Genomic DNA, 23291 nt, shown 5'->3' on the forward strand with positions numbered 1-23291 from the left:
CCCGGTGGCCGGTGCGGCCGCTCGGCCGGCGGGGGAGGTCAGTCGTCGTCGTCGAGGTCGTCGTCGCGGTCGGCGGCGATCATCTCGACGATCGTGTCGACGGTGAGCCAGGGGCCGTTGCTGACCTCGCCGATCTTCTCGCGGTCCTTGAACACGACGATGCGGTCGCTGAGGCGCACCACCTCCTCCAGCTCGGACGAGATGTAGACGACGGTCACCCCCTCCTTCGCGAGCTGCGCGATGTGCGCCTGGATCTCGACCTTCGACGCCACGTCGATCCCGCGCGCCGGCTCGTCGAGCACGAGCAGCCGCGGACGGGTCGCGAGCCACCGCGCGAGCACCACCTTCTGCTGGTTGCCTCCGGAGAGGTACTTCACCGGGATGTCCGGGTCGGCCGGCGAGATGTTCAGCGCCTCGACGTAGGTGCGCACCAGGGTGTCGGTCTCGGCGGCCGAGAGCGGGTGCGCCCAGCCGCGCAGGGCCTGCAGGCCCAGCACGAGGTTCTCGCGGAGGGAGAGGTCGCCGATGATCCCGTCCTCGCGGCGGTTCTCGCTCGAGTGGGCGATGCGGTGGCGCAGGCCCGACACCGGGTCGGAGATGTGCGCGGGCTCGCCGTCGATCAGCACCTCGCCGGTGTCCGGCTTCTCGACTCCGCTCACCAGCGACGCCAGCTCGGTGCGCCCCGAGCCGCGCAGGCCCGCGAAGCCCACGATCTCGCCGCGGTGCAGCTCCAGATCGGTCGGGCCCACGGCGCCGCGGCGGCCGATGCCGTGCGCGCGGTAGATCGCCGGGCCGACCGGCTGGCGGCGGTGCTCGCGGCGGTCGGAGCCGATCTGCCGCAGCGCGTCGATGTCCTTGCCGATCATCTTCGCGATCAGCTCGGCGCGGTCCATGGTGTGCGCCGGGTACTCGCCGACGGTGCCGCCGTCGCGGAGCACGGTCAGCCGGTCGCTGAGGGTGAGGACCTGCTCGAGGAAGTGCGAGACGAACAGGATCGCCACGCCCTGGTCGCGCAGCCTCCGCAGCACGGTGAAGAGGCGGGCCACGTCGCTGAGGTCGAGGCTGGAGGTGGGCTCGTCGAGCACGAGCACGCGCGGGCGGTCGACCATCGCGCGGCTGATCGCGACCAGCTGGCGGATCGCCGGCGAGAGCGAGCGCAGCGGCAGGTGAGGGTCGAGGTCCTCCAGGCCCAGCTCGGCGAGCATCTCGGCCGCGCGGTGGTGGGTGCGCGACCACGAGATGCCGAAGCGGCCGCGGACCTCGTGTCCGAGCATCACGTTCTCACCGATGCTGAGGTTGTCGGTGAGGCGCTCGTCCTGGAACACGGCCGTGATGCCCGCTGCCTTCGCCTCCGCCGGACCGCTGAAGCGCCGGGCGACGCCGTCGACGAGGATCTCGCCCGCGTCGGGCTGGTGGATGCCGGTCAGCGTCTTGATCAGCGTGGACTTGCCCGCGCCGTTCTCGCCCATGAGCCCGTGGATCTCGCCCGGCACCAGCCGCAGGTTCCCGTCCATCAGAGCGGGTCCGGAGGCGAAGGAGACGCGGATGCCGGTCATCTCGACGACGGGTGCCGCGGAGCTCCGGGTCGTCCTCGATGAGATCGCCACGTGCCGTCCTCGGTTCGTGTGCGGCGCGCCGTCAGGGTCCGGCGTGCCAGGGGCTGCCGCCGATGATACGCGAGCGCATGCGGCGGGACGGGAACAGGAGGGTCACGATCGGGGAGCGGCCGTGGAGGAGCGGATCACCAGCTCCGTGGGGATCCGGGTGCGCTGCGGGATCTCCTGGCCGCGGATCCTCGCGTGGATCACCTCGGCGACCGTCGTCCCGAGTTTGTCGAAGTCCTGGCGGACCGTCGTCAGCGGCGGGAGGAAGTGGCGGGCGGTGGGCAGATCGTCGAAGCCGACGATGCTCACGTCCTCGGGTACGCGGATCCCGCGCTCGACGAGGCCGTGGATCACTCCGAGCGCCATCTCGTCGTTCGCGACGACCATCGCGGTGAAGTCGGGCACCGACTGCAGGCTCGCGGCGAAGTCGTACCCGGAGTCCGGGGTCCAGTCGCCGATGACGATGGGGCGCTCGTGCATCCCCCACGACTTCGCGCGGCTGTGGAAGGCGCGCTCGCGGGCGCGCGCGTCGAGCCAGTCGAGGGGGCCGGAGAGGTGCAGGACGTCGCGGTGGCCGAGGTTGCCCAGGTGGTCGACGGCCTGGAACATGCCGGCCTGCTGGTCGACCGAGACGGTGAGGAAGCTCGGATCCTTGTCGCTCTTCACCACGAGCGTCGGCACGCCGATCTCGACGGTGCGGAGGGTCGCGACGGAGGAGGAGCGCGGCGCGATCACGCAGAGCGCGTCGATCCCGAGGCCCATCAGGTGGTCGATCGCGTCGGTGGGGGTCATCTCGAGGTCCGGCCGCAGCGCGACGGAGGTGATCGAGTACCCCTTCTCGCGGGCGGCGCGCTCGATCGCGCGGAGGGTGCTCGACGGCCCGTACTCGGCGCCGCTCTCGATCATCACGCCGATGCGGTCGGTGCGCTGCGTGACGAGGGAGCGGGCGGCGATGTTCGGCCTGTAGTTGAGCTCGTCGACCGCCTCGAGGACCTTCTGGCGGGTCGACTCCTTGATGTTGGGGTGCCCGCTGAGCACACGCGAGACGGTCATGTGCGAGACCCCCGCGACCGCCGCGACATGGCGGAGGTTCGGCCGATCGGCCATGAGAGGACCTCCTCCGCTCCCCGGGCGGGTGAGCCGCGCCACCCCGGCGCGGACGAGGCTCAGAGGGCTCGGCTGCCGGGGGTGGCACCAGCATAGTCAGGCGGGGCCGACCTCCCGGTGGGCGCCTCCTGAGCGGGCGGGCGGGACCTTCCCGGTCGCGTCGCTCTCACTGCGGTCCTCGATGATCGAGGGGGCTCCGGGGCGTCGTGAGCCCTCGCCAGAACACGTCGTGCAGGGAATGCTCGGCGACGAGCTCCGGAAGGATCGGGGCCGCGTCCGCTCCTCGTAGGAGGATGTCGTCCAACGAAGCGATGACGTCCACGACCGAGCGCGGAGTGAACTGCCCGGCGAGACGTTTCGCCTTCGCGCGGACGTTGTTGGGCGTGGGGCCCGCATCGATCACGGAGTGGTTCCAGAGCCGGCTGTGGTGAGCGCACGGTTGCGCAGGTAGACGAGTGCGCGGACCCGGTAGGCGAAACCGGCTCGGGCGACTCCCAGACCGGACGCGACGTCCCCCGCAAGCGATCCTCGTGCCCCTCGCTCGATGCATCTCGACAGAGTTCAGAAGGACCAGGCCTCGACGGCCGACCACACCGGTAGCTCGCCGAAGGCGGCCGCGCCCCTGCCGCCGGGGAGCTCCGTGAAGCGGAGGACATGCCGTTCCCTGCTGCGCTCGATGTCGCGGAGGCACGAATCGACTGTCGACTCCGCGTTCGGAGACTCGGAGTAGAAGCTCTTCTCGAGATAGCACTCGTACGGGCCGTGCTCACGCGCGATGACATGAGCCGTACGGCTGCGGAGAAGGATCTCGGCACGGGCCGGTCGAGCACGCAGGCTCTGCCGCAGCGCTTCATCTGCGTCGCAGACCGCTCGGACGTCCTCGAACGAGACTCCGTTCGCGAACGAGTCGTCCCCGTCGTGCGGAGCCCGCTGGAAGTAGCGGGCGTACCCGGAGAAGCGGTAGTAGTTCTGCGCGGCCAGGTAGCTCGTGCAGGCCTCCCCGTCGGCGATGCCGAGCCCGCGGTCACGGAGGAGCTGGACCTGCTGCTTCCACGACAGGCTCGGTTTCCGTGCCATCGCAGTACCTCGGTGCCGAAGAAAAAGGCCCCTCCCATGTGAGCATCGCGGAGAGGCTTGGGAGGGGGTCGATCGGATCGAATCTACCAGGCGTCCCTCAGCCGTGGTCCCTGCGGCGCCACTCGACCAGCAGGTGGCACGAGTGCTGATCGGACCATCGCCGCAGGACGGAGAGGGCCGACCGCCGCGGCGCCGAACGCTGCGGGTCTTCGAAGGCGCGGGGCGGGCGAGTACTCTCGGGAGCCTCATGGCACGCGACAACGAACCGACCGTCACCCTCACCGATCCGCTCGAGGAGCGCCTGCGCGCGCAGGTCGCCCGCGAGGGGGAGCGCAACGTCGCTCTGCGATCCGCGGCCCTGCTCACCGGCGGGTACGAGGGCGAGTCCTTCCTCCTCACCGTGGGCGGCGAGCACGCCGACGGGATCCTCAAGGGAGCGCCCTCCCTCTACTGGCCCGAGCTCTGGGGTGCCCGCGCGCTCCTCTACGTCTGGGACGACGACGCCGCCGACGCGGTGACCGCCGGACTCGCGAACCCCTCCTGGCGCGTCCGCGAGATGTGCGCCCGCGTCTGCGCCGAGCGCGTGCTGGGCGGGCAGAAGAAGCTGTCCCGCCTGACCACCGACGAGCACCCCCGGGTCCGCGCGGCCGGAGCGCGCGCTCTCGTGGCGGCCGCTCTGGCGGGGATCTCCTCCGGTCGGGACGCGAAGGGCGAGTTCGCGGCGAGCGTCGAGGCCGTCCTGACGGGCATGCTCCGCGACCCGGACCGCGACGTCCGCCGCGCCGCGCAGCAGTCGGCCGACGCGCTGCGGGACGCCCGCTCGGCCTGAGCGGACCGCCCGCCGGCGGTCGAGGCGTCGCGAAGGGCCGCCTCCCGGCTCCGATGACGACCGTTCGTGACGCCTCGGAGTCCCGGGGGCTCAGCCGACCAGGTGCGTCGCGCGCTCGAAGGCGCGCTTCAGCTCGTCGCGCTTGCGAGGCCGGCTCATCGCCCGCTGGCCGGGGCTCCACGAGTCGATGACGGTCGGGCCGTCGACCAGGTACGGCTCGATGTTCTTCTTCCAGCCGCTGGTCGGCGCGGTCCCGGCGTTGACGACGACCCGCAGGTCGGGGAGCAGCGGCAGGAGCCGACGCAGCTCCATCGCGCCCTGCCGCACCTCGTCCGCGTCGGGGGCGCCGTCGAGCTGCCACGGCACGATGTTCCAGACCAGGGTGCGGGCGTGCAGTCCGACCTCGTCGCGGAGGGTCCAGGTCGAGGCGGCGGTCGCGTCGTCGTTGTCGACCGAGACGAAGCCGGAGCCGTCGGGGCCGGTCGACATCGGTCCCGGGGCCTCCAGCACGATGAGCGCACGCGCCTCGACGCCGGCCTCTGCCGGGTCGAAGTCGGGCACCACGGCACCCGGATGCCTGCGGGTGCGCCGGGCGAGGAGCTCCTCGCGGAACGCCCGGAGGGGCTGCACCGAGGGCTCGTCCTCGAGCAGGGCCCGGCGCTCGTCGAGGGCGGAGCGGTCGCGGAAGCCGTACGGCTCGGTCAGGAACACCCTCCGAGGCTAGTCGCGATCCGCCCAGCCGCGGCGGGCGGGCCTGCGGGCGCCCTCCTGGGTGACCCCGGCAGGGCCTGGCTCGCGCCGCCCCCGGCTCCTACGGTCTGACTGCAGTCGAGAATCTGGACCGGAGGGGGTCACCGTGTCGGACGAGCCGTCAGTGAGCATCGGGGTTCCGTACGTCGAAGGGGGGTCGTCGCCGCAGGTGCTGGACGTGTACAGCAGGTCGGTGTCCCCGGCCGAGGACGCTGCTCGGCCGGCCGTCGTGCTGATCCACGGCGGCGGGTGGTTCCGGGGGGACAAGAGCAAGGAGCGGGCGCTCGCGACGATGCTGGTCGACGCCGGCTACCTCGTGTTCGCGGCGGACTACCGCGAGGCTCCGGACTCGGTCTTCCCGGCCAGCAGGGACGACGTGCTCGCCGCGGAGCGGTGGGCGGTCGCGTCCGAGTGGGCGTTCGACCGGAGCAGACTGGCGTTCTTCGGCGGATCGGCGGGCGGGAACCTGGTCGTGGAGGCCGCGATCGCCACCGGTCGGCCCGCCGTCAGCTGGTCGGGGATGTTCGACCTCCTCGGCATCGTCGAGGCGACCGACGAGCTCCCGGCCACGCCGACGACGCAGGACCTCGACGCCATGAAGAGCGCCGACATCGACCAGACCGGCCGGAACGACGCCTTCCTGCGCTGGACGATCCTCAACGAGGTCGGGGGCGACCGCGGGCTGCTCACCGCCGCCTCCACGACGCGCCACGCCTCCCCGGACGGCGGGCCGGTGTTCCTGGCCAACTCGCTCGGCGAGTTCGTCCCCGTGAGCGACGCGCAGGCCATGCAGGCGGCGCTCTCCGCGGTCGGAGTCGCCAGCACGCTGCAGCTGATCCCGGGCACCCGTCACGCCGAGGGGTACACGGAGGCGGCCATCGGCCCCTCGCTCGCCTTCCTCCGCGACGCCCTCCCGCCGGCCCGAGCATGACGACGACGGAGTTCGCCGGAGTCGGAAACGTCTTCTCCTTCGTCGACGACCTCGACGCCGCGATCGCCTGGTACTCGGCGCGGCTCGGGCGCGAGCCCGTCGTCCGCGGCGGGGCGCTCGTGGCCTACGACCTGGACGGCACCCGCCTGACGCTGCACGAGCGGGACGAGCTGAACCGGCCCGGACCCGACGGCACGAGCCCGTACTGGACGGTTCCCGACGTCGACGCCGTCGTCGCCGACTGGACGGCGAACGGCGCCGTCGCCCACCGCGGTCCGAAGACGGTGTTCACGGGGGAGCGGCTGTGCCAGCTGCTGGACCCGTTCGGCAACCTCTTCTCGGTGCGGCAGGCCGTGCCCCGTGACTGAGGACGTCGCTCCGGCTCCCGCCGCCCCGGCGCAGACGTCCGCGCCGGCGCAGCCGTCGGCCTGGGCGCCCAGGGCGATCACCGCCTTCCGGGTGCTGTGGTTCGCCCAGCTGGGCAGCAACATCGGCACCTGGATGCAGACCGTCGGAGCCCAGTGGTACCTGGTCGAGGCGGCCGCGGGCGCGGCGGTCGTCGCGCTCGTGCAGACGGCGAGCCTGGCGCCCTCGATCCTCGTCGCCCTCCCCGCGGGCGTGCTGGCCGACTCGCTCGACCGGCGGCGGCTGCTCATCTGGGGGTCGTCGGCCAGCGCGCTGCTGGCGGCCGCTCTGACGGTCGTGGCGGCGGTCGGCGCGCTGACGCCGTGGACGATCCTGGCCTTCACCTTCCTCCTCGGCATCACCTCCACCCTGACCTCGCCCGCCTGGCAGGCGATCCAGCCGGAGCTCGTGCCCCGGAACCTGATCGCGGCGTCGTCGGCCCTCGGAGGGGTGACGGTGAACGGCGCCCGCGCGGTCGGCCCGGCCCTGGCGGGCGTCGTCCTCTCGGCGTTCGGCGCTCCGGTGGTCTTCGGCATCAACGCCCTGAGCTTCATCGGCGCGGTGCTCGCTCTGCTCTGGTGGAAGCGGCCGGCGCAGACCGGCCTCGACGACCGTGAGCAGTTCGGCGCCGCGCTGAAGGGAGGGATCCGGTACGTCGCCTCCGCGCACCTCGTCCGCCGGATCCTCCTCCGCTCCGCGCTCTTCGCCCTGCCCGCCAGTGCGCTCTGGGCGCTGCTGCCGCTCACCGCGAAGCGCCTCCAGCTCGACTCCAGCGGCTACGGCTTCCTCCTCGGGGCCCTCGGTGCCGGTGCCGTGCTCGGCGTCTTCGCCCTGCCGCTCACCCGCCGGAAGCTCTCGGACGACGTCGTGATCGGGGCGAGCGCCGTGCTGTTCGCGGCGGGGACGCTCGCGGCGGCCTTCCTGCCCCTCGTCCCGGCGCTGCTGCTGCTGGTCCTCGCGGGGCTGGCGTGGATCGGCACCCTCACCGTGCTGAACGCGGCGCTGCAGCTCACGCTGCCGCAGTGGGTGCGGTCCCGCGGAGCCTCGATCTACATCCTGGTCTTCATGGGGACCATGGCGGTCGGCTCGATCGGCTGGGGCCTGGCCGCGCAGGTGCTCGGCACCGCGCCGGCGTACGCCGCGGCGGCCGCTCTGCTCTTCCTCGTGGCGGCCAGCGTGCGGGTGCTGCCCCTGCTGCCGGGGACGGGCACCGTCGACCGCAGCATCTCGATGTCGTGGCCCACGCCCACGCTGGTGTTCGAGCCGGAGCCGACGGACGGGCCGGTGATGGTGCAGATCTCGTGGACGGTCCGCCCCGACTCCCTCGCGGACTTCCGATCGGCCATGCGGCTGCTGGAGAGCTCCCGCCGCCGGACCGGCGCCTCGCGGTGGGCGCTCTACCGGAGCGGGGAGGAGGCCGACGTGCAGCTGGAGACGTTCATGGTGCCCTCGTGGGGCGAGTTCCGGCGGCAGGAGACCCAGCGGCTCACCGGCCGCGACCGCGAGATCCGCGCGGCGGCGCTGACGCACGCCGACGGCGATCCCGTCGAGCGGCACTTCTTCCCGAGCGCGACGCCCTCCTCCTGAGAGCGGGAGCGGCGGCGAGCCGTCCCCGCGATCGACGAGACGGCCGGCGTGCGAGCGGTGTCCCGGCGGCAGGCGGATGTCTCGGCGCGCGTCCCGGGCGCGCGGGCGGAGGTGCGCTGCGGTCAGCCGCCGACGGTGGAGCCGAAGCCGGACTTGCCGGAGGAGCCGAAGCCGCCCGAGAGGGTCGCCTTCGAGCCGACGGTCGAGCCCGCCGGCGCGCGCTGCACGACGTCGGGCTGGGTCGCTCCGCGTGCCGCGAAGCCGCCGGACGCGACGGGCGCCCAGCTGGTCGCCCGCGTCGAGTTCCAGCGCGAGGACGCGAAGATCAGCGGGCCGAGCCAGAAGCCGCCGGCGTAGTGCCCGCGGTACTCGTCGGTCGCCTCGCACAGCTGCTCGGGGTCGTCGCCGACCTCCTCGCCCTGCGCCTGGAGCTGGGCGATCTGCTCCCGCACGTCGGCGAGGCAGTCCTCACGGCTCGCGTAGACGGGGCGCTCGGCGTTCTCGGGGATGACGTAGTCCTGGCCGTCGGCTCCCGTGGCGACGACGCCGTCGGTCGAGGGGCCGCCGTTCGCGAGGGCCACGGCGAGGCCGACCGCGCCGACCGCGACCGCGCCGCCGATGAGCAGGCCGCGGCGGTTCTTCGCGATGCCGCTGATGCCGACGCTCCGGGAGCGGTGGGAAGCGGTGCGGGTGGAGCCGTCGCCGCGGCCGGTGCCGCCGCTCGAGTCGCCGCCCGGCGTGCCGGAGCCCGCCCCGGGCTCGCGGCTGCCCCAGTCGTTCCCGGAGCTCGGCGTCCCGGAATCGCCGGGGGTGCGGTCGTCGTCCGTCATCGGGTCTCCTCGTCCTGCGGGCGGGCCGCGCGGGTGTCCTGCGGCCGGTCGTGCTCGGGGGCGCCGTACTCGGGCGCGGGGGTGCCGGGCGCGGGAGCGCCGTAGGCGGGGGTGGCGCCGTGCCCGGGGCGGGAGGCGGCCGACGCGGCGTCCGCGTCCGTCGCGGCCCCGTCGCTCCGTCCGCCCTCGATGTAGTGGGGGACGAACTCCGCCAGGTCGCCGGTGATCAGGCCGCTCGTCTCGCGCACGTCGATGCCGGCCGGGGTCTCGCCGACGATCCAGCTGCCGATGACGACGGTCTTCCCGTCGACCCGGGCCAGCTCGGCGCGCTCCTGGTGGATGAAGCCCTCGGCGCCGTAGCTCCCGCCGTTCTCGGCGACGACCGAGCCGTCGGCGTCGAGGACCGTCACGTTGGCGCCCTCCCGGCCCAGGCGCGGCTTGCGCACCTGGGCGGTGCCGGGCAGCGGATGCACGGAGGCGGGCAGCAGGTTCGGGTGGCCGCGGAACATCTCCCACAGCACCACCAGCAGCTGCTTGTTGCTGAGCAGGAGCTTCCACGCCGGCTCGACCCAGCGGGTGCGCTCGCGCCGGTCGAGGAGCAGGCCGCCGAACTGCTCGCCGAGCATCCACTCCCACGGGTACAGCTTGAAGACGTGGCGGATCGGCTCGCCGTCGCCGTCGAGGAAGCCGGCGCCGTCGAGCTCGTAGCGGATGTCCTCGACGAAGATCAGCTTGGGGTCGAAGCCGGCCTGCGCCGCGGTCTCGGCCATGTAGGCGACGGTGTCGGCGTCCTCGACGATCAGCTCGCCGTCTCCGGAGTCGTGCAGCGACGCGAGGTGCAGCCGGGCGCCCTCGTCGAGGCTCCAGCGCTCGAGGCGGAGGTGGCGCCACTGCTCGACGAGCTGCTCGTGCAGGCTGTTGAACTGGTCGGCGTCGGGCCCCTTCGTCTCGACGAGCCACTGCCATTGGGCCGCGGCCGTCTCGACCAGCGAGGTCGGGGTGTCGGCGTTGAACTCGAGCAGCTTCACCGCGCCCGCACCGTCGTAGGCGAGATCGAAGCGGCCGTAGACCGTGGGATCGTCCTCGTCCCACGAGGTGCGCACCAGCTCGTGGAAGCGGGGCGGGATGCCGAACTCGGCGAAGCGGCCCTTCCGCACCACGAGCTCGCACGCCTCCATGCAGAGGTCGAAGAGCTCCGAGGTCGTGCGCTCGAGCAGGTCGATCTCGGCGGGCTCGAAGGAGTAGGCCGCGGATTCGTTCCAGTAAGGGCGGCCGCCCTCGGAGGGGAGGTCGTAGAAGCTGAAGCCGATCTCGTCGCAGCGGGCTCGCCAGTCCGGTCGCGGAGTGAGGGTGTGTCTGCGCATGATGTCCGGCAAGTGTAGGTCGGGCGTCCGCGGGAGGGCAGGGGGTGGCGCCGTCCTCCGCGCTAGCCTCGACGGGAGCGAAAGGCCGTGCCATGACCGCACCCCTCCCGCTCGCGGGCGTCCGCGTCCTCGAGCTCGGCAACTTCATCGCGGCGCCCACCGCGGGCCGGCTGCTCGCCGACTTCGGCGCCGAGGTGATCAAGGTGGAGCGGCCCGGCACGGGGGACGAGCTGCGCCGCTGGCGGCTGCACGAGGGGTCCGAGACCTCGCTCCTCTTCCACACGATCAACCGCAACAAGCGCTCGATCGCGCTCGACCTGCGCACGGACGAGGGGCGCGACGCCGTCCGCCGCCTGGTCGCCGAGTGCGACGTGGTGCTCGAGAACTTCCGGCCCGGCACGCTCGAGCGCTGGGGGATCGGGCCTGACGTGCTCGACGAGGCCCGGCCCGGCATCGTGATCGGACGCATCTCCGCGTTCGGGCAGACCGGCCCGCTGTCGGCCCGGCCCGGGTTCGCGGCGGTCGCGGAGGCGATGGGCGGGTTCCGCGAGCTGGTCGGCGACCCGGACCGGCCGCCCGTACGCGTCGGCGTCTCGATCGGCGACTCGATCGCCGGGCTGTACGCGGGCTACGGAGTGATGATGGCGCTGTTCCAGCGCGAGACCCGCCGCTCCGCCGGGCTGGATCCGGCACCGCTGGCGGAGCGGGTCGTCGACGTGGCGCTGCACGAGGCGATGTTCTCGATGACGGAGTCGCTGATCCCCGACTACCAGGCGCACGGCATCGTCCGGGAGCGCGTCGGCGGGCGGATGGAGGGCATCGCCCCGACCAACGCCTACACCTGCGCCGACGGGGCGAGCATCGTGATCGCGGGGAACGCGGACGCGATCTTCCAGCGGCTGATGGCGGTGATCGGCCGCGCCGACCTGGGCGAGGACCCGGCGCTCGCCTCGAACGAGCAGCGCTGGGCCCGGCGCGACGAGCTGGACGCGGCGATCGGCGCGTGGACGGCGGGCCGCACCGCCGCCGAGGCGCTCGCGGTCCTCGACGACGAGGGCGTCCCCTCCGGCCCGATCTACACGGCCGCCGACATCAGCGCGAGCGAGCAGTACGCGGCGCGCGACATGATCCAGGCCTTCGACGTCGAGGACGCCGGCGGCACCCTGCGCGGCGTGGGCTTCCCGGGGATCGTGCCGGTGCTCGGCGGCCGCTCCCTCCCCATCCGCTCGCTCGCGCCCGACCTGGGCCAGGACACCGAGGAGGTGCTGGGGATGCTCCGGCGCACCGGTCCCGCTGCTCCCTCCGCCGGCGGGGCTGCCGCTGCTCCCTCCGCCGCCGCTGCCGAGGAGGCCGGCCGGTGACCGCGCTCGCCTCCGCGCGCCTGCGCGACGTCACCCTCCGCGACGGCCTGCAGCTCACCGGCAAGCTCCTGACGAGCGAGCGCAAGGTCGACCTCGCGCGCACGCTGCTCGCCGCGGGGGTGCCCGAGCTCGAGATCGGCTCGCTCGCGCGCGGCGACCTCGTCCCTCCGATGGCCGACACCCTCGACGTGATCGCCGCGCTCACTCCCGAGGAGCTGGAGCGGTGCTGGGTGTGGGTCGCGACTCCGCGCCACGTCGAGCGTGCGGCCGCTGCGGGGGCGCGCCGCTTCCAGTACTGCTTCTCCGCGTCCGACTCGCACAACCTCGCCAACGTCGGCAGACCGACCGAGGCGAGCCTGGCCGCGATGCCGGAGGCGGTCGCGCTCGCCGAGAGCGTCGGCGGGCGGATCCAGCTGTGCATCGCCACCTCCTTCACCTGCCCGTTCGAGGGCCCGGTCGACCCGGATCGCGTGCTCGCGATCGCGCGTGACCCGCGAGCGGAGGGAGCGGCCGACGTGGTCGTCTGCGACACGCTCGGGCAGGCGCACGCCGGCCAGGTGGCGTCGCTCGTCTCGCGCGTGGCCGCGGAGACCCCGCCCCGCGAGATCGTGTTCCACGGGCACGACACCTGGGGCTCGGGCGTCGCGAACGCGATCGCCGCCGTGCAGGCCGGGGCGGCGGTGGTCGACGGCGCGCTCGGCGGCCTCGGCGGCTGCCCCTTCGCACCGGGCGCCAGCGGCAACACGGCGACCGAGGACCTCCTGTTCGCCCTGCGCCCCGACTGGTTCACGCCCGGCGCGCTCGCGGTCCTCGTCGGCGAGTCGGAGGCGCTGCTCGCCGAGCTCGGCGAGCCCGGCCGCTCGAAGGCCGCGCAGGGCGCCCGCTCGAACGCCCCCGCGTTCCCCTGGGCGCTCTGAGCGGATCGTCCCCCGCTCGCCGGTCCGAGGCGTCGGGAACGGTCGCCTCCCGCCGCGGAGGACGACCGTTCGCGTCGCCTCGACAGCGTCGTGCGGGGTCAGCGTGCGAGCAGCGCGCCGAGGCGTGCGCGCTCGGCGCGGAGGACGTCGACCAGGAGGGACCCCTCGGGTGCGGCGAGCCAGCGCTCCAGGGCGAGGTCGAAGAGGGCGGAGGCCGCGAGGGCGGCGAGGGCCGCGTCCTCCGGCGCGACTCCGGCGTCGACGAGGGCGGCGCGCATGCTCTCGGCGAGGGCGGCCGACTTCAGGAGCTCGCGCTCGCGCAGCTGCGGCTCGGAGCGCACGACGGCACGGCGGGCGGCGATCGGAGCGCGCCAGGTCTGGAGGTCGCCCGAGGCGGCCGCCTCGAGGCCGTGCATCACGAGGTCCATCGGCGCGAGGCCGGCGGGGGCGCCGGCGAGCAGGCGGCCGACGATCTCGGGGAACTCGCGCTCGCGGAGGAAGAGGACATCGCGCTTGTCCGCGAAGTGGCGGAAGAAGGTGCGGGTGGTGAGCCCGGCGCGCTCCGCGATCGCGGGGACGGTGGTGCCCGCGTAGCCGTGCTCGGCGAAGAGCTCCATCGCCGCCTGCTCGAGGCGGAGGGCGGCATCGGGGGCCCAGCGTGACATCCGCCCAGGATAGCTGACGACACGACGTGTCATCAGGAGTAGTGTGACGACACGTCCTGCCATCACTTCCGACTGGAGCCGCCCGTGCCCGAGAACGCCGCCGCCCTGCTGACCGCCCCGCGGGCCGACCTCGTCGTCCGCCCCGCTCCGATGCCCGTCCCCGGTCCGGGGGAGGTCCTGCTGCGCAACCGCGCCCTGGCCGTGAATCCGGTCGACGAGATGAAGCAGTGGACGGGCGATCTGATGTTCCGGTGGGTGCCGTACCCGGCGGTGCTCGGGGAGGACGTGGCGGGAGTGGTCGAGGCGGTCGGCCCTGGAGTGACGCGCTTCGCCGTCGGCGACCGGGCCGTCGCGTACGCGGTCGGGATGGAGCGCGGGCGGCGGAACCGCGACGAGGGCGCCTTCCAGGAGTACACGGTCGTGCGCGAGGACCTGGCGGCGCCGATCCCCGACCGGCTGGGCTTCGAGGAGGCGGCGGTGCTGCCGCTCGCGGTCTCGACGGCGGCGACGGCGCTGTTCCAGCGGGACCACCTCGCCCTGCCGCACCCGAGCGTCCCGGTCCGCCCGACGGGCAGGACGGTCGTGGTCTGGGGCGGGACGACGAGCGTGGGGAGCAACGCGATCCAGCTCGCCGTCGCCTCCGGGCACCGCGTGGCGACGACCGCCTCGCCTCGCAACCACGATCGGATGCGCGAGCTGGGCGCCGAGATCGTCCTCGACTACCGCAGCCCCACCGTCGTCGCCGACCTGGTGGCGGCGCTCGCGGGCCATGAGGTCGCGGGGGTGCTCGCGATCGGGACGGGCTCCGGTGCTCCGTCGGTGGCGGTGGCTGCGGCCACCGGAGCGCGACGCGTCGCCCTGGCCAGCCCCTCCGTCTCGTTCGGCTCGCTCCCGCGCCGGCGCGGTGTCAGCGCCGCCTTCGTGCGGACGATGCTGCGCGTGGCCGGCGGCACCGCGGCGCTCCAGATCGCGGCCCGGCGCCGCGGCATCCGCGCCCGCTTCGTCTGGGGCGGCTCGCTGATGACGAACGAGGTGGGGCCGATGCTGTGGCGCGACCACCTGCCGGCGGCGCTCGCCGAGGGCCGGCACGTCTGCGCCCCCGCGCCCGAGGTGGTGGGTGAGGGGCTCGCCGCGCTGCAGCCCGCCCTCGACCGGCTGCACGAGGGTGTGTCGGCGGTGAAGCTGGTCGTCCGCCTCTGAGGGGCGGGCTCCGGGAGGCCGGGCTCCGGACCGGCTCCGAGCGGAGGGACCGGGCGGGGTCCTGCCCCGAGCGACCAGCCCGGGGATCCGGCCGGGTTCCTCCGGTCCGCCGCCGCCCGCCGCAGCCGCCCCGCCCGAGCCGTGCCGCGGAGTGGCCGCAGCGCCGGAGCCTCGGTATCGTGGCGCGCTCCGACGCGACCCGAGGAGACCCCGTGATCCGCCGCACCGCCTCCGGAGCCGCCGCGCTCCTCCTGCTCGCCCTGACCGGCTGCTCCGCCGGGTCGTCGCCCGCGGCGTCCCCGGCCGCCACTCCGGAGCCGGTCGGCGGCCTGGGGGTCGCCGTCTCGGCGCTCTGCGAGGCCGGCTCCGATCCGCAGTGCGTCCCGGTCGGCGGGCAGGACGTCCTCGTCGATCCCGAGGACTTCACCCGCGCGGGCGTCGTCGCGGTCGAGGCGGATCCGAGCACGGGGGTCGTCGACGTCCGGTTCGACGAGGCGGGCGCCGCCCTCCTGCGCCGCGGCTCGCAGGCGACCATCGACGAGGGGGCCGACGCCCGGCTCCTCCTCCGCGCGGGCGCCCGGGTCGAGTCGGCGCTCTCCGTCATGCAGCCGATCGAGGGCGACGCCGTGCAGATCGTGCCGGCGGAGGGCGACGCGCAGGGGCTCGTCGACCGGATCCTCGCCGGCTGACGCCCGCCTAGGATCGGCGCATGGCGAAGGGTTTCCGCACGGAGCGCGCGCAGGCGCTCCTCCTCGCACAGCCCTGGGCGCTCTCGCTGGTGAGCGCCGTCTTCGTGGCGGGGATGCTCCGGCTGGCGGCGGACGCGGGCTGGGATCTCGGCGCGGTCGTCGGCGGCGGACGCCGGCACGCGCCGCTGTGGCTGGTGCTCCTGCTCGGCCTGCCGCTGTTCGGCGCCGGAGTGGTGCTCGGCGCGGTCCGGCAGGTGCGGCTCCTGCGGCGGCCGGCGGCGCCGCCCGTCCCGAGTCCGGAGGCGGAGCGGCTGCGGCGCGAGGGCCCGGGCTGGCTCAGTCGGCGCGAGGACGAGCGGGCGGCGCAGGACGGGACCGGGAGCGCGCAGGGCGGCACCGGCGGCACACCGGACGTGATCGGCAGCGCTCCCGACGGCACGGATGACCCGCGCGACGAGGACCGCTGACCGCGCCTCAGAGGTGCAGCATCCCCCAGTCGATGATCACGGCCAGCGCCGTGTAGGCCGCGGCCACTGCTCCGACCGCCTTGCCCGCGCGGTCGAGGTCGGCCTGCGGGTCCGGACCGGCGTCGGCGACGACCCGGAGCAGCGCTCCGACCAGCGCGATCAGCGTGATCGCCAGGATCCAGACCTTGAGCGACGCGTGCGGGTCGACGTGCGCGAGCGTCAGCGCGACGACCGGCACCGCCACCACGAGCACCGACGCCAGCACCAGGAGGCAGCCGCGCCGGGTGAGGCCGGTCGGCCCGAAGGAGCCGCCGCGCATCCAGGCGCGCACGCGCTGCCTCCGCGAGGCGGGCGGACCGCCGGCGGAGTCCGCGTCGGTCGAGGGCCCCCAGTCCTGCGCGGTCGTCATCGCGCGGTGCCGGAGCGGTCGGGAGTCGGGCTGGGCCGCATCGGGTCCTCCAGGGGACGAGGGAGCGCGTCGGACGGTGGTGCCGACCCCTCAGTCTCGGGAGCGCGTCCGGCAGCGGCAAGCGCCTCTACCGGACATGTCCGGAAGAGGACGCTCAGGCCCGTCCCTGCAGGATCAGGTTCCAGTACACCCACGGCAGGACGCGGCGGTCGGCGAGGTAGGTGAGGCGCCGCTCCTTCGCCAGACCCGTCCAGAAGGGGACGGTCGGCTTCGGGCGGTAGCGGTCGTCGAACTCGGCGAACACCACGCTCGAGCGCGAGACCACGAAGGGGCAGACGGAGTAGCCGTTGTACACGCGGGGGAGCGGGCGGCCCTTCTGCGCGGCGACGAGGTTCTTCGCGAGCGTGGTGGTCTGCTGGCGCAGCGCTCCTCCGGACTTCGAGTTGACCGTGGCCGCCGCGTCGCCGAGCGCCCAGACGTCGGGGAACCGCGGGTGCCGCAGGGTCAGCGGGTCGACCTCGACGAAGCCGCCCTCGTCGCCCTCGGCGGCCAGTCCGGTGCCGGCCAGCCAGTCGGGGGCCGACTGCGGGGGCACGGCGTGCAGCACGTCGTACGACAGCGTCTCGCGCGGGCCGTCGGTCGAGCGCCGCGCGCGGTCGGGGCCGGGGAGGGCGCTCGCGCGCTCGTCGACGGCGAGGACGACCCGCCGCTCGGCCGCGTCGACCTCGACCAGCTCGCGGCCGTAGCGGACCTCGATCCCGTACTCCGCCACCTTCCGCTCGAGCTCGGAGTCGATCAGCGGCATCCCGAACAGTGTGGGGGTCGGCACGACGAGCACGACACGGATGCGGTCGAGGACGCCGGTCGCGCGCCAGTAGTCGCAGGCGAGGTACATCGGCTTCTGGGAGGCGCCGGAGCAGGTGCCGGGGCCGCCGGGCTGCGTGAAGACGACGGTGCCGGAGCGGACCTCGCGGAGCACCTGCGACGCCTTGCGGGCGTACTCGTACTCGTAGTTCGACACTCCGAACGGCGAGTCCATCGCCTCCTGGAGCCCGGGGACCGCGCCCCAGTCCTTCTGGATCCCGGGGCAGACGACGAGCTGCCCGTAGCCGACGGTGCGGCCGGAGAGGAGGGTGACCGTGTGCGCGACCGGGTCGATCGTCTCGACGCGGTCCTGGATCCAGACGACCCCCTTCGGCGTCACCGAGCCCTGGGGCCGGGTCGCCGCGGAGGCGGGTGCGGTGCCGCCCGCGACGTGGGAGAGCATCGGCTGGTAGACGTGGGTCGACCGGGGCTCGATCACCGCGACGTCGTCCACTCCGGAGCGCCGCAGCCGCCCCGCGGTCGAGAGTCCGGCGTTGCCGCCGCCGATGATGAGGACGTCGTGGCGGGCCGCGCCGGGATCGGTCATGGCCTCACCCTAGGGGCGCGCCGGGGCGAGCGGACGGGCTTGCGCAGACCCGCGGAGGGGGTGCGCTCGGGGCGCCCCGGGGCGGTGATCCCGCACGGCCGCCCGGCTCGCGTCAGGCCGCCTCGAGCGCCTGGATCGCGGTCCTCGCGGTCGCGCAGGGGTAGGAGTCGTACCCGTCGTGGGCGTCGAAGGCGCGGCACTCGGCGCAGCGCAGCCGCACTCCGGCGCCGCCCTCGAGGACGCGCTCGGGGCGGTGCCCGTGCAGGATGACGGCGAGGCTCGCGACGAGGGGGTCGCTGCTCACCAGCGCGCTCCGCAGCGCCTCCGACCGGCGGCGGAGGTAGTCGTCCGCCACCGCGTCGATCGACTGCTCGGGGAGGTCCGGCTCGGGCCAGGAGGCGGGCCGCTCGACGGGCAGGTCGAGCTCGTCGAAGCCCATCGACCAGTCCGGGAACCGGCGCTGCTCGTGCACGCTGGTCCAGACGGTGACCACGCCCTCGTGCCGCGGGTCGGCGAGGATCCGCGCGTAGAGCGAGCGCACGTCCGACTCCTCGCCCTCGAGCAGCTGCATCACGCGGCGGCCGCGGAAGACGAGCATCCCCGAGACGCCGTGCTCGACGTTGTTGCGGCGGCTCGTCTCGAGCAGCCGGCGGATCTCCCCCGAGCCCAGGTCGCGGTCGAGGGTGCTGACGTAGACGACGGTGAAGACGAGGGAGTCGCGCCGCGGCGAGTGCTCGACGAGGTGGAGCGTCGCGGGGGAGCGGGCGCCGGTCTCGGGGTCCATCAGGGCCGCGACCTCCGGGAACTCGAGCCAGATCAGGTCCTCCGGAGCGCTCGGCTCCACGGCGGTGACCGCCGGGACCGCGTCCAGCCACTGCGTCCGCTGGCGGAGGTCGGCGGCGACGGCCTTCTCGTCGAGCCCGGGCAGGAGGCCTGCGGCGCCGGAGACGAAGAGGCTCGTCGCGGAGTTGAGCAGCAGCGTCACGACCGTCGCGTGGCCGTCGCCGGCGAGCACGGGGAGCTCGACACTGTCGGTGCGGCCGTGGGCAGCGAGCCCGGAGGCGTAGGAGACGAGTGCGTCGGCGACCGCGTCCCCCACCTGGAAGGTCGCGCCGGCGTACTGGATCTGCTTCATGGCTCCACGATGCGCCTGCGGCGGATCCGCGGGTAGGGGTACCGGTGCCGGGTGGAGCGTGCAGGGGTCGCGGCTACTCCTGCCCGAGGAGCACGGAGCGGCGACGGGCGCCTCCCGCGCCGGCCGCGAAGGCGAGCTCCGGGCGCCCGCGGCGCCGGACGGCGGCGGGATCGGCTCGGGCGTCGGCATGCGCGGCTCTCTCGTCGGCGGAGAGCGGCTCCTCCTCCGAGCGCTCGTGCACACCCGGCCCCCTCGCGGGTGCCACCGGTACCCTGGTGCGGTGCCTCTGACCCTCCCTCCGCTGAGCCGCGCCCGCGCGCGCGCCGCCGCGGCGTACCCGACCCGGCAGCTGCTGACCAAGCGCGCCTCGGGCACGAACGGATGGCTCAGCTCGTGGGGGACGAACGCGCACGGCGAGATCGCCGGCTGCCCGCCGCCGCGCGGCTGACCCGCGACCGCCCCTCCTCCGGAGCCCGCGGCCGCGTTCCCGCGCTCACCCACCCCTCCGGACGGAACCCCTCATGCCGCACCAGCCCCTGCCCGCCGAGCAGGCCCCCCACTCGATCTGGCGGGGACTCCGCCAGACCCTCCAGAAGGACACGGTCGGCGGAGCGTTCCTGCTCACCGCGACCCTCCTCGCCCTGATCGTCGCCAACAGCCCCGCGTCCGCGCTCTACAGCGCGGTCCGCGACTTCCGCTTCGGCCCCGAGGCCCTGCACCTCGAGCTGAGCGTCGGGTCGTGGGCGGCCGACGGCCTGCTCGCGATCTTCTTCTTCGTCGTCGGGCTCGAGCTCAAGGAGGAGTTCGTCGCCGGCAAGCTCCGCGACCCGAATACGGCGCTCGTGCCGATCGTCGCGGCCGTCGGCGGCGTGGCCGTCCCCGCCCTGATCTTCACCGCGGTGAACCTGCCCCGCGGAGGAGCCGCGCTGGACGGCTGGGCGATCCCCGCCGCCACCGACATCGCCTTCGCCGTCGCGGTGATCGCCGTGGTCGGCCGCTTCCTCCCGCCGGCGCTGCGGACGTTCCTCCTCACGCTCGCCGTGGTGGACGACCTCATCGCGATCACGATCATCGCCGTCTTCTACACCGCCGGCATCGACGTGCTGATGCTCCTGCTCGCGCTGGTGCCGCTGGCGGTCTTCGCGGTCTGCGTGCAGCGCGGCGTGCGCGCCTGGTGGGTGCTGATCCCGCTCGGAGTGGCGACGTGGGCGCTCGTGCACGCCTCGGGCATCCACGCCACGGTCGCGGGCGTGCTGCTCGGCTTCACCGTGCCGGTCGTCGCGTCGAGGCGCGCCCGGGTGCAGGTGGGGTCGGACGCGGAGGGGCGCCCGGTCTACGACGGCCTCGCCGCGCACTTCGCCGATCGCTGGAGCGTCCTCTCGACCGCGGTCGCGGTGCCGGTCTTCGCGTTCTTCTCGGCCGGAGTGACGGTCGGCGGAGTCGCGGGCCTGGTCGACTCGTTCCAGGACTCGATCGCCGTGGGCATCATCGCGGGCCTCGTGCTCGGCAAGCCGCTCGGCATCGCCGGGAGCACCTTCCTCCTGACCCGGTTCCGCGGCATCGGGCTGGATCCGTCCCTGCGCTGGGTGGACGTGATCGGCATGGCGTTCGTGGCCGGCATCGGATTCACGGTGTCGCTGCTGGTCGGCGAGCTGTCGTTCGGCGCGGGCAGCGAGTCCGACGACCACGTGAAGGTCGGCGTCCTGGCCGGCTCGTTCCTCGCGGCGGTGATCGGAGGCGCGATCCTCTCGGTCCGCAACCGCCACTACCGCCGCCTGCAGGGCTGACGGCCGACGGGATCTCGCGGCGCCTGCTGCCCGGGCGGCTCGATCAGCACGCGCCTCCTGCTGGTCGAGCAGCCGTCGCAGGCGGCGCATCGAGACCCCGCGCGGCTCAGCCGTGCAGGCCGTGGACGACCGCGTGGCCGCGGCCGCGGGAGATGAGCAGGCGGTTCACCGGGGTCGTGACGACGAAGGCCAGGGCCAGGGCGCCGGCGAGCGAGCCCCAGAAGAGGCCGGACGAGAGGCCCGCGTCCATCGCTCCGGGGATCGAGAGCACCACCGTGTTGTCGACGACCTCCATCACGGCGATCGAGACGGTGTCGGCCGCCAGCGCGATGCCGACGGCGGCGCGCCACGTCACTCCGGAGCGGAGCACGCCCCGCAGCGTGAGCGCGTAGCCGAACACGAACGCGAGGACGATCGAGAGGGCGACCGTCGCCAGGGCGGGCAGCCCCAGGGCGGAGCCGATCACCATGCCGAGGACCTCGCCGATCGCGCAGCCGGTCAGGCAGTGCAGGGTCGCGAGGGCGGCGGCGCGCCAGGTGGTCGGGTGGTGGTGGGCGTGGTCGGTCATGGTGTCTCCTCCGGTTCGGTCCAGGGGAGTGCAACATACCCCCGGGGGGTATATTCCCGACCCGGCCGTCGGAGTCTCCTCCGGCTCCGCAGGCGCGCGAGCCGTTCGCCCGGGCGCGCTACCCTCGCCCCGTGCTCCTCCGAGCACCGCCCCTCGACACCAGGAGCCCCGATGGCCGCCCCCACCGTCCTCTTCGTCTGCATCCACAACGCCGGCCGCTCGCAGATGGCCGCCGGCTACCTCCGCGCCCTCTCCGGCGGCGCCGTCGAGGTCCGCTCCGGCGGCTCCGAGCCCGGCGACAGCATCAACCCGATCGCGATCGAGGCGATGGCGGAGGAGGGCATCGACATCTCGCAGGCCGTCCCGCAGCTGATGACCACCGAGCAGGTCCAGGCCTCCGACGTCGTGATCACGATGGGCTGCGGCGACGTCTGCCCCGTCTTCCCCGGCAAGCGCTACGAGGACTGGGACCTCGCCGACCCGAAGGGCCGACCGCTCGAGGAGGTCCGCTCGATCCGCGACGACATCAGGGCCCGTGTGCAGGCGCTCGTCGCGGAGCTGCTGCCCGCCTGAGCCGGTCGATGCCGTCCGGCCCCGTCAGCGTTCGGCGCGAGGCGGGAACGTCCGCCCGACCGGAGGCGGGCCCGCAGGGAGCGCCGCTCGCGCCCGGTGCAGGAAGACGGCGGTCATGACGACCCGGGCGCGGGCCGGCGACGAGTCGAGCGGGCCGATCAGCTCCTCGATCCGCGCGAGCCGGTCGTAGAGGGTCTGCCGGCCGATGCCGAGCGCGGCCGCCGTCGCCGTCTTGCTCCCCCACAGCGATGCGAAGGCCTCGAGGGTGACGAGCAGCTCGCCGCGCTGGGCGCGCAGGGGCCCGAGCACCTCCTCGATGAGGTCGTCCGCCTCCGGATCGTCCTGCAGGGAGCTCGCGAACCGCTCCAGGCGGTACTGGCGCGAGTCGACGACTCCGCCCGCGGGCGCCCACTCACGCGCGCCGCGCACCTCCGCCAGCTCCCGGGGCACCCGCTCCTGCCCGCCGAGCCCGCTGCCGACGCAGAGCAGAGCGTCCGAGTCGAGGGCGGCGCCGAGGCGCAGGAATTCCGTGCGGCCCTCCTCCATCGCGGCGGCGGTGGCGAACGGCAGCAGCGCCAGCAGCTCGGAGCCGACCACGCAGAGCACCGGGCCGGGATCCGCTCCCGCGCCCGTCAGGAGGCGGAGCAGAGCGCGGAGCCGCCGGTCGTCGTGACCGGTGTCGGCCCGGACGCCGAGGTAGCGCTCCCGGGATCCGGCGCCGAGGCGACCGAGGAAGGCGTCGATCTGGAGGTCGGCCGCCGGGTCCGCGCGCTCGACAGACGCGATCGCGAAGAGCTGGGCGGTCAGCCGCTCGGTGACCGACGGCGGGCGGTGCCGGAGCACGGCGATCGCGAGGACGTCCGGCGCCCGGTCGAGCGCGACGGCGACGGCGTGGAGGTCGGCGTCGGCGTGGGCTCGCAGATGCAGGGTGCCCAGGAGGGAGTCGCCCGCGTGCAGCACGTTCGAGAACGTCCCGGCCGTCGGCTCCGTGTCGACGCCCGGCCCGGGCGAGGCGCGGGCGATCTCGTCGCCCGTGAGCGAGACGAGCGAGGCGGAGGCGCCCGTCGCGGAGGCGACGACCTGCAGGAGCTCGTCGACACCGGCGTCCCCGGAGGCCGCGTCGGCCAGGAGACCGGACACTCTGTCCGCCAGTCGGATGCTCCGGAACTTCTGCTCGGTGAGGTGGGTGTTGATGCTCTCGCAGACCTGCACGAAGGGGACGCGCCGGGGCAGGGCGAGCACGGGGAGGCCGAGCTCGTCGGCCGCCGCGACGATCGGCGGCGGCACCGCGGGCAGGCGCGGCGAGAGCTCGAGAGCGAGGGCGCCGACTCCCGCGTCGACCAGAGACCGCACGTACTCGCGGCACTCCGCCGGGTCCTGGTCGGTCGAGAGGAGCGCGCCCTCCATCAGGAGCAGCTCGCCCCCGAGGAGGAGGGGCGCGATGTCGAGCTGCTCGCTCGTGTGGGCCCAGCGGATCACGGCGCGCTCGGCGGCCGCGTGCCCGGCGGCCACCACAGGGAGCATGGCGGCGAGGCGCGGATCCCGCATCGCGTCCGACAGCAGGTAGGCCATACAGAACGTCCTCTCGCGTCACGGCGAATTTACACGCGGACGCGCCGCCCGAA

At 74.2% G+C, this 23291-nt stretch carries 24 protein-coding genes; 12 read left to right on the plus strand and 12 right to left on the minus strand.

The features are described 5' to 3' along the window. Window positions 1–38 precede the first annotated feature (38 nt). The 3 genes from C5C59_RS00070 to C5C59_RS17505 all read right to left on the minus strand — a co-directional run bounded on the left by C5C59_RS00070 (window position 39) and on the right by C5C59_RS17505 (window position 3788). Window positions 39–1556, minus strand: coding sequence for a sugar ABC transporter ATP-binding protein (locus C5C59_RS00070; RefSeq protein ID WP_104238677.1), 1518 nt, complete (start codon window positions 1554–1556; stop codon window positions 39–41). A 153-nt stretch (window positions 1557–1709) separates the two neighbouring features. Further along, entirely contained in the window at window positions 1710–2711 is a 1002-nt protein-coding gene (locus C5C59_RS00075; protein ID WP_104238662.1) for a LacI family DNA-binding transcriptional regulator, read from the minus strand. A 561-nt stretch (window positions 2712–3272) separates the two neighbouring features. Further along, window positions 3273–3788, minus strand: a complete 516-nt coding sequence (locus tag C5C59_RS17505) for an Abi family protein (RefSeq protein WP_258062494.1) — start codon at window positions 3786–3788, stop codon at window positions 3273–3275. A gap of 247 nt (window positions 3789–4035) precedes the next feature. On the opposite strand from C5C59_RS17505, the gene C5C59_RS00085 reads away from it, so the two are divergent. After that, window positions 4036–4617 (plus strand): HEAT repeat domain-containing protein, encoded by a 582-nt coding sequence (locus tag C5C59_RS00085; protein WP_244230570.1) that lies wholly within the window; start codon window positions 4036–4038, stop codon window positions 4615–4617. A 90-nt stretch (window positions 4618–4707) separates the two neighbouring features. On the opposite strand, the gene C5C59_RS00090 is transcribed toward C5C59_RS00085, so the two are convergent. Beyond that, complete coding sequence (locus C5C59_RS00090) at window positions 4708–5328, minus strand: hypothetical protein (protein WP_104238663.1); 621 nt, start codon at window positions 5326–5328, stop codon at window positions 4708–4710. Between the two features lie 232 nt (window positions 5329–5560). On the opposite strand from C5C59_RS00090, the gene C5C59_RS00095 reads away from it, so the two are divergent. Genes C5C59_RS00095 through C5C59_RS00105 form a run of 3 tightly spaced genes read left to right on the plus strand, consistent with a single transcriptional unit; the run spans window position 5561 to window position 8290 of the window. Then, window positions 5561–6298 (plus strand): alpha/beta hydrolase, encoded by a 738-nt coding sequence (locus C5C59_RS00095; protein ID WP_181134781.1) that lies wholly within the window; start codon window positions 5561–5563, stop codon window positions 6296–6298. Continuing rightward, window positions 6295–6666, plus strand: coding sequence for a VOC family protein (locus C5C59_RS00100; protein ID WP_104238665.1), 372 nt, complete (start codon window positions 6295–6297; stop codon window positions 6664–6666). Before C5C59_RS00095 ends, C5C59_RS00100 begins: the two co-directional genes overlap by 4 nt. Then, window positions 6659–8290 (plus strand): MFS transporter, encoded by a 1632-nt coding sequence (locus C5C59_RS00105; protein WP_104238666.1) that lies wholly within the window; start codon window positions 6659–6661, stop codon window positions 8288–8290. Before C5C59_RS00100 ends, C5C59_RS00105 begins: the two co-directional genes overlap by 8 nt. 122 nt (window positions 8291–8412) lie before the next feature. Here the strand turns inward: C5C59_RS00105 and C5C59_RS00110 are convergent, their stop codons facing one another. Both C5C59_RS00110 and C5C59_RS00115 read right to left on the minus strand, forming a co-directional pair. After that, entirely contained in the window at window positions 8413–9120 is a 708-nt protein-coding gene (locus C5C59_RS00110) for a hypothetical protein (protein ID WP_104238667.1), read from the minus strand. After that, on the minus strand, window positions 9117–10484 hold the full coding sequence (locus C5C59_RS00115) for a glutathionylspermidine synthase family protein (protein ID WP_146082835.1): 1368 nt from the start codon (window positions 10482–10484) through the stop codon (window positions 9117–9119). The genes C5C59_RS00110 and C5C59_RS00115 overlap by 4 nt, the downstream gene beginning before the upstream one ends. A 92-nt stretch (window positions 10485–10576) precedes the next feature. Between C5C59_RS00115 and C5C59_RS00120 the strand changes: the two genes are divergently transcribed. Together C5C59_RS00120 and C5C59_RS00125 are read left to right on the plus strand one after the other, a co-directional pair. Continuing rightward, window positions 10577–11845, plus strand: a complete 1269-nt coding sequence (locus C5C59_RS00120) for a CaiB/BaiF CoA-transferase family protein (RefSeq protein WP_104238668.1) — start codon at window positions 10577–10579, stop codon at window positions 11843–11845. Beyond that, window positions 11842–12762, plus strand: coding sequence for a hydroxymethylglutaryl-CoA lyase (locus tag C5C59_RS00125; RefSeq protein WP_181134782.1), 921 nt, complete (start codon window positions 11842–11844; stop codon window positions 12760–12762). The genes C5C59_RS00120 and C5C59_RS00125 overlap by 4 nt, the downstream gene beginning before the upstream one ends. A 98-nt stretch (window positions 12763–12860) precedes the next feature. Here the strand turns inward: C5C59_RS00125 and C5C59_RS00130 are convergent, their stop codons facing one another. Further along, window positions 12861–13427: a TetR/AcrR family transcriptional regulator gene (locus C5C59_RS00130; RefSeq protein WP_159940693.1), complete on the minus strand. Its 567-nt coding sequence runs from the start codon at window positions 13425–13427 to the stop codon at window positions 12861–12863. A gap of 84 nt (window positions 13428–13511) precedes the next feature. On the opposite strand from C5C59_RS00130, the gene C5C59_RS00135 reads away from it, so the two are divergent. The 3 genes from C5C59_RS00135 to C5C59_RS00145 all read left to right on the plus strand — a co-directional run bounded on the left by C5C59_RS00135 (window position 13512) and on the right by C5C59_RS00145 (window position 15783). Next, window positions 13512–14627 (plus strand): zinc-binding alcohol dehydrogenase family protein, encoded by a 1116-nt coding sequence (locus C5C59_RS00135; RefSeq protein ID WP_104238669.1) that lies wholly within the window; start codon window positions 13512–13514, stop codon window positions 14625–14627. A 212-nt stretch (window positions 14628–14839) separates the two neighbouring features. Further along, window positions 14840–15316, plus strand: a complete 477-nt coding sequence (locus C5C59_RS00140) for a hypothetical protein (RefSeq protein WP_104238670.1) — start codon at window positions 14840–14842, stop codon at window positions 15314–15316. A gap of 20 nt (window positions 15317–15336) precedes the next feature. Then, window positions 15337–15783 (plus strand): hypothetical protein, encoded by a 447-nt coding sequence (locus tag C5C59_RS00145; RefSeq protein ID WP_104238671.1) that lies wholly within the window; start codon window positions 15337–15339, stop codon window positions 15781–15783. A gap of 7 nt (window positions 15784–15790) precedes the next feature. On the opposite strand, the gene C5C59_RS00150 is transcribed toward C5C59_RS00145, so the two are convergent. The 3 genes from C5C59_RS00150 to C5C59_RS00160 all read right to left on the minus strand — a co-directional run bounded on the left by C5C59_RS00150 (window position 15791) and on the right by C5C59_RS00160 (window position 18738). Further along, on the minus strand, window positions 15791–16192 hold the full coding sequence (locus C5C59_RS00150) for a hypothetical protein (RefSeq protein WP_104226999.1): 402 nt from the start codon (window positions 16190–16192) through the stop codon (window positions 15791–15793). A 154-nt stretch (window positions 16193–16346) separates the two neighbouring features. Continuing rightward, the gene (locus C5C59_RS00155) at window positions 16347–17603 is read right to left on the minus strand and encodes an NAD(P)/FAD-dependent oxidoreductase (RefSeq protein ID WP_104238672.1); all 1257 of its coding nucleotides are present in this window, start codon (window positions 17601–17603) and stop codon (window positions 16347–16349) included. A gap of 112 nt (window positions 17604–17715) precedes the next feature. Then, window positions 17716–18738, minus strand: coding sequence for a BLUF domain-containing protein (locus tag C5C59_RS00160; RefSeq protein ID WP_104238673.1), 1023 nt, complete (start codon window positions 18736–18738; stop codon window positions 17716–17718). A gap of 280 nt (window positions 18739–19018) precedes the next feature. Here C5C59_RS00160 and C5C59_RS17100 point away from each other — a divergent pair, with 280 nt between their 5' ends. Together C5C59_RS17100 and nhaA are read left to right on the plus strand one after the other, a co-directional pair. Further along, the gene (locus C5C59_RS17100; protein ID WP_181027217.1) at window positions 19019–19186 is read left to right on the plus strand and encodes a hypothetical protein; all 168 of its coding nucleotides are present in this window, start codon (window positions 19019–19021) and stop codon (window positions 19184–19186) included. 73 nt (window positions 19187–19259) lie between these two features. Next, window positions 19260–20525, plus strand: a complete 1266-nt coding sequence (nhaA, locus tag C5C59_RS00165) for a Na+/H+ antiporter NhaA (RefSeq protein ID WP_104238674.1) — start codon at window positions 19260–19262, stop codon at window positions 20523–20525. Window positions 20526–20631: 106 nt separating this feature from the next. Here the strand turns inward: nhaA and C5C59_RS00170 are convergent, their stop codons facing one another. After that, window positions 20632–21093 carry a DUF4396 domain-containing protein gene (locus C5C59_RS00170; protein WP_104238675.1) on the minus strand — a complete coding sequence of 154 codons (462 nt, stop codon included), beginning with the start codon at window positions 21091–21093 and terminating at the stop codon, window positions 20632–20634. A gap of 171 nt (window positions 21094–21264) precedes the next feature. Here C5C59_RS00170 and C5C59_RS00175 point away from each other — a divergent pair, with 171 nt between their 5' ends. After that, window positions 21265–21666 carry an arsenate reductase ArsC gene (locus tag C5C59_RS00175; protein WP_104222419.1) on the plus strand — a complete coding sequence of 134 codons (402 nt, stop codon included), beginning with the start codon at window positions 21265–21267 and terminating at the stop codon, window positions 21664–21666. A gap of 24 nt (window positions 21667–21690) precedes the next feature. Here the strand turns inward: C5C59_RS00175 and C5C59_RS00180 are convergent, their stop codons facing one another. Continuing rightward, on the minus strand, window positions 21691–23238 hold the full coding sequence (locus tag C5C59_RS00180) for a PucR family transcriptional regulator (protein ID WP_104251196.1): 1548 nt from the start codon (window positions 23236–23238) through the stop codon (window positions 21691–21693). Window positions 23239–23291: the final 53 nt, after the last annotated feature.

Source organism: Rathayibacter sp. AY1F4 (assembly GCF_002931775.1).
In the GTDB taxonomy this organism is placed as follows: domain Bacteria; phylum Actinomycetota; class Actinomycetes; order Actinomycetales; family Microbacteriaceae; genus Rathayibacter.

Bases quoted from the DNA above. Each gene is read 5' to 3' on its own strand.
- C5C59_RS00180 (WP_104251196.1), bottom strand. From the start codon at position 23,238: ATGGCCTACCTGCTGTCGGACGCGATGCGGGATCCGCGCCTCGCCGCC.
- C5C59_RS00150 (WP_104226999.1), bottom strand. From the start codon at position 16,192: ATGACGACCGCGCAGGACTGGGGGCCCTCGACCGACGCGGACTCCGCC.
- C5C59_RS00110 (WP_104238667.1), bottom strand. From the start codon at position 9,120: ATGACGGACGACGACCGCACCCCCGGCGATTCCGGGACGCCGAGCTCC.
- C5C59_RS00075 (WP_104238662.1), bottom strand. From the start codon at position 2,711: ATGGCCGATCGGCCGAACCTCCGCCATGTCGCGGCGGTCGCGGGGGTC.
- C5C59_RS00100 (WP_104238665.1), top strand. From the start codon at position 6,295: ATGACGACGACGGAGTTCGCCGGAGTCGGAAACGTCTTCTCCTTCGTC.
- C5C59_RS00170 (WP_104238675.1), bottom strand. From the start codon at position 21,093: ATGACCGACCACGCCCACCACCACCCGACCACCTGGCGCGCCGCCGCC.
- C5C59_RS17505 (WP_258062494.1), bottom strand. From the start codon at position 3,788: ATGGCACGGAAACCGAGCCTGTCGTGGAAGCAGCAGGTCCAGCTCCTC.
- C5C59_RS00155 (WP_104238672.1), bottom strand. From the start codon at position 17,603: ATGACCGATCCCGGCGCGGCCCGCCACGACGTCCTCATCATCGGCGGC.
- C5C59_RS00085 (WP_244230570.1), top strand. From the start codon at position 4,036: ATGGCACGCGACAACGAACCGACCGTCACCCTCACCGATCCGCTCGAG.
- C5C59_RS00115 (WP_146082835.1), bottom strand. From the start codon at position 10,484: ATGCGCAGACACACCCTCACTCCGCGACCGGACTGGCGAGCCCGCTGC.
- C5C59_RS00120 (WP_104238668.1), top strand. From the start codon at position 10,577: ATGACCGCACCCCTCCCGCTCGCGGGCGTCCGCGTCCTCGAGCTCGGC.
- C5C59_RS00145 (WP_104238671.1), top strand. From the start codon at position 15,337: ATGGCGAAGGGTTTCCGCACGGAGCGCGCGCAGGCGCTCCTCCTCGCA.
- C5C59_RS00160 (WP_104238673.1), bottom strand. From the start codon at position 18,738: ATGAAGCAGATCCAGTACGCCGGCGCGACCTTCCAGGTGGGGGACGCG.
- C5C59_RS00130 (WP_159940693.1), bottom strand. From the start codon at position 13,427: ATGTCACGCTGGGCCCCCGATGCCGCCCTCCGCCTCGAGCAGGCGGCG.
- nhaA (WP_104238674.1), top strand. From the start codon at position 19,260: ATGCCGCACCAGCCCCTGCCCGCCGAGCAGGCCCCCCACTCGATCTGG.
- C5C59_RS00175 (WP_104222419.1), top strand. From the start codon at position 21,265: ATGGCCGCCCCCACCGTCCTCTTCGTCTGCATCCACAACGCCGGCCGC.
- C5C59_RS00070 (WP_104238677.1), bottom strand. From the start codon at position 1,556: ATGACCGGCATCCGCGTCTCCTTCGCCTCCGGACCCGCTCTGATGGAC.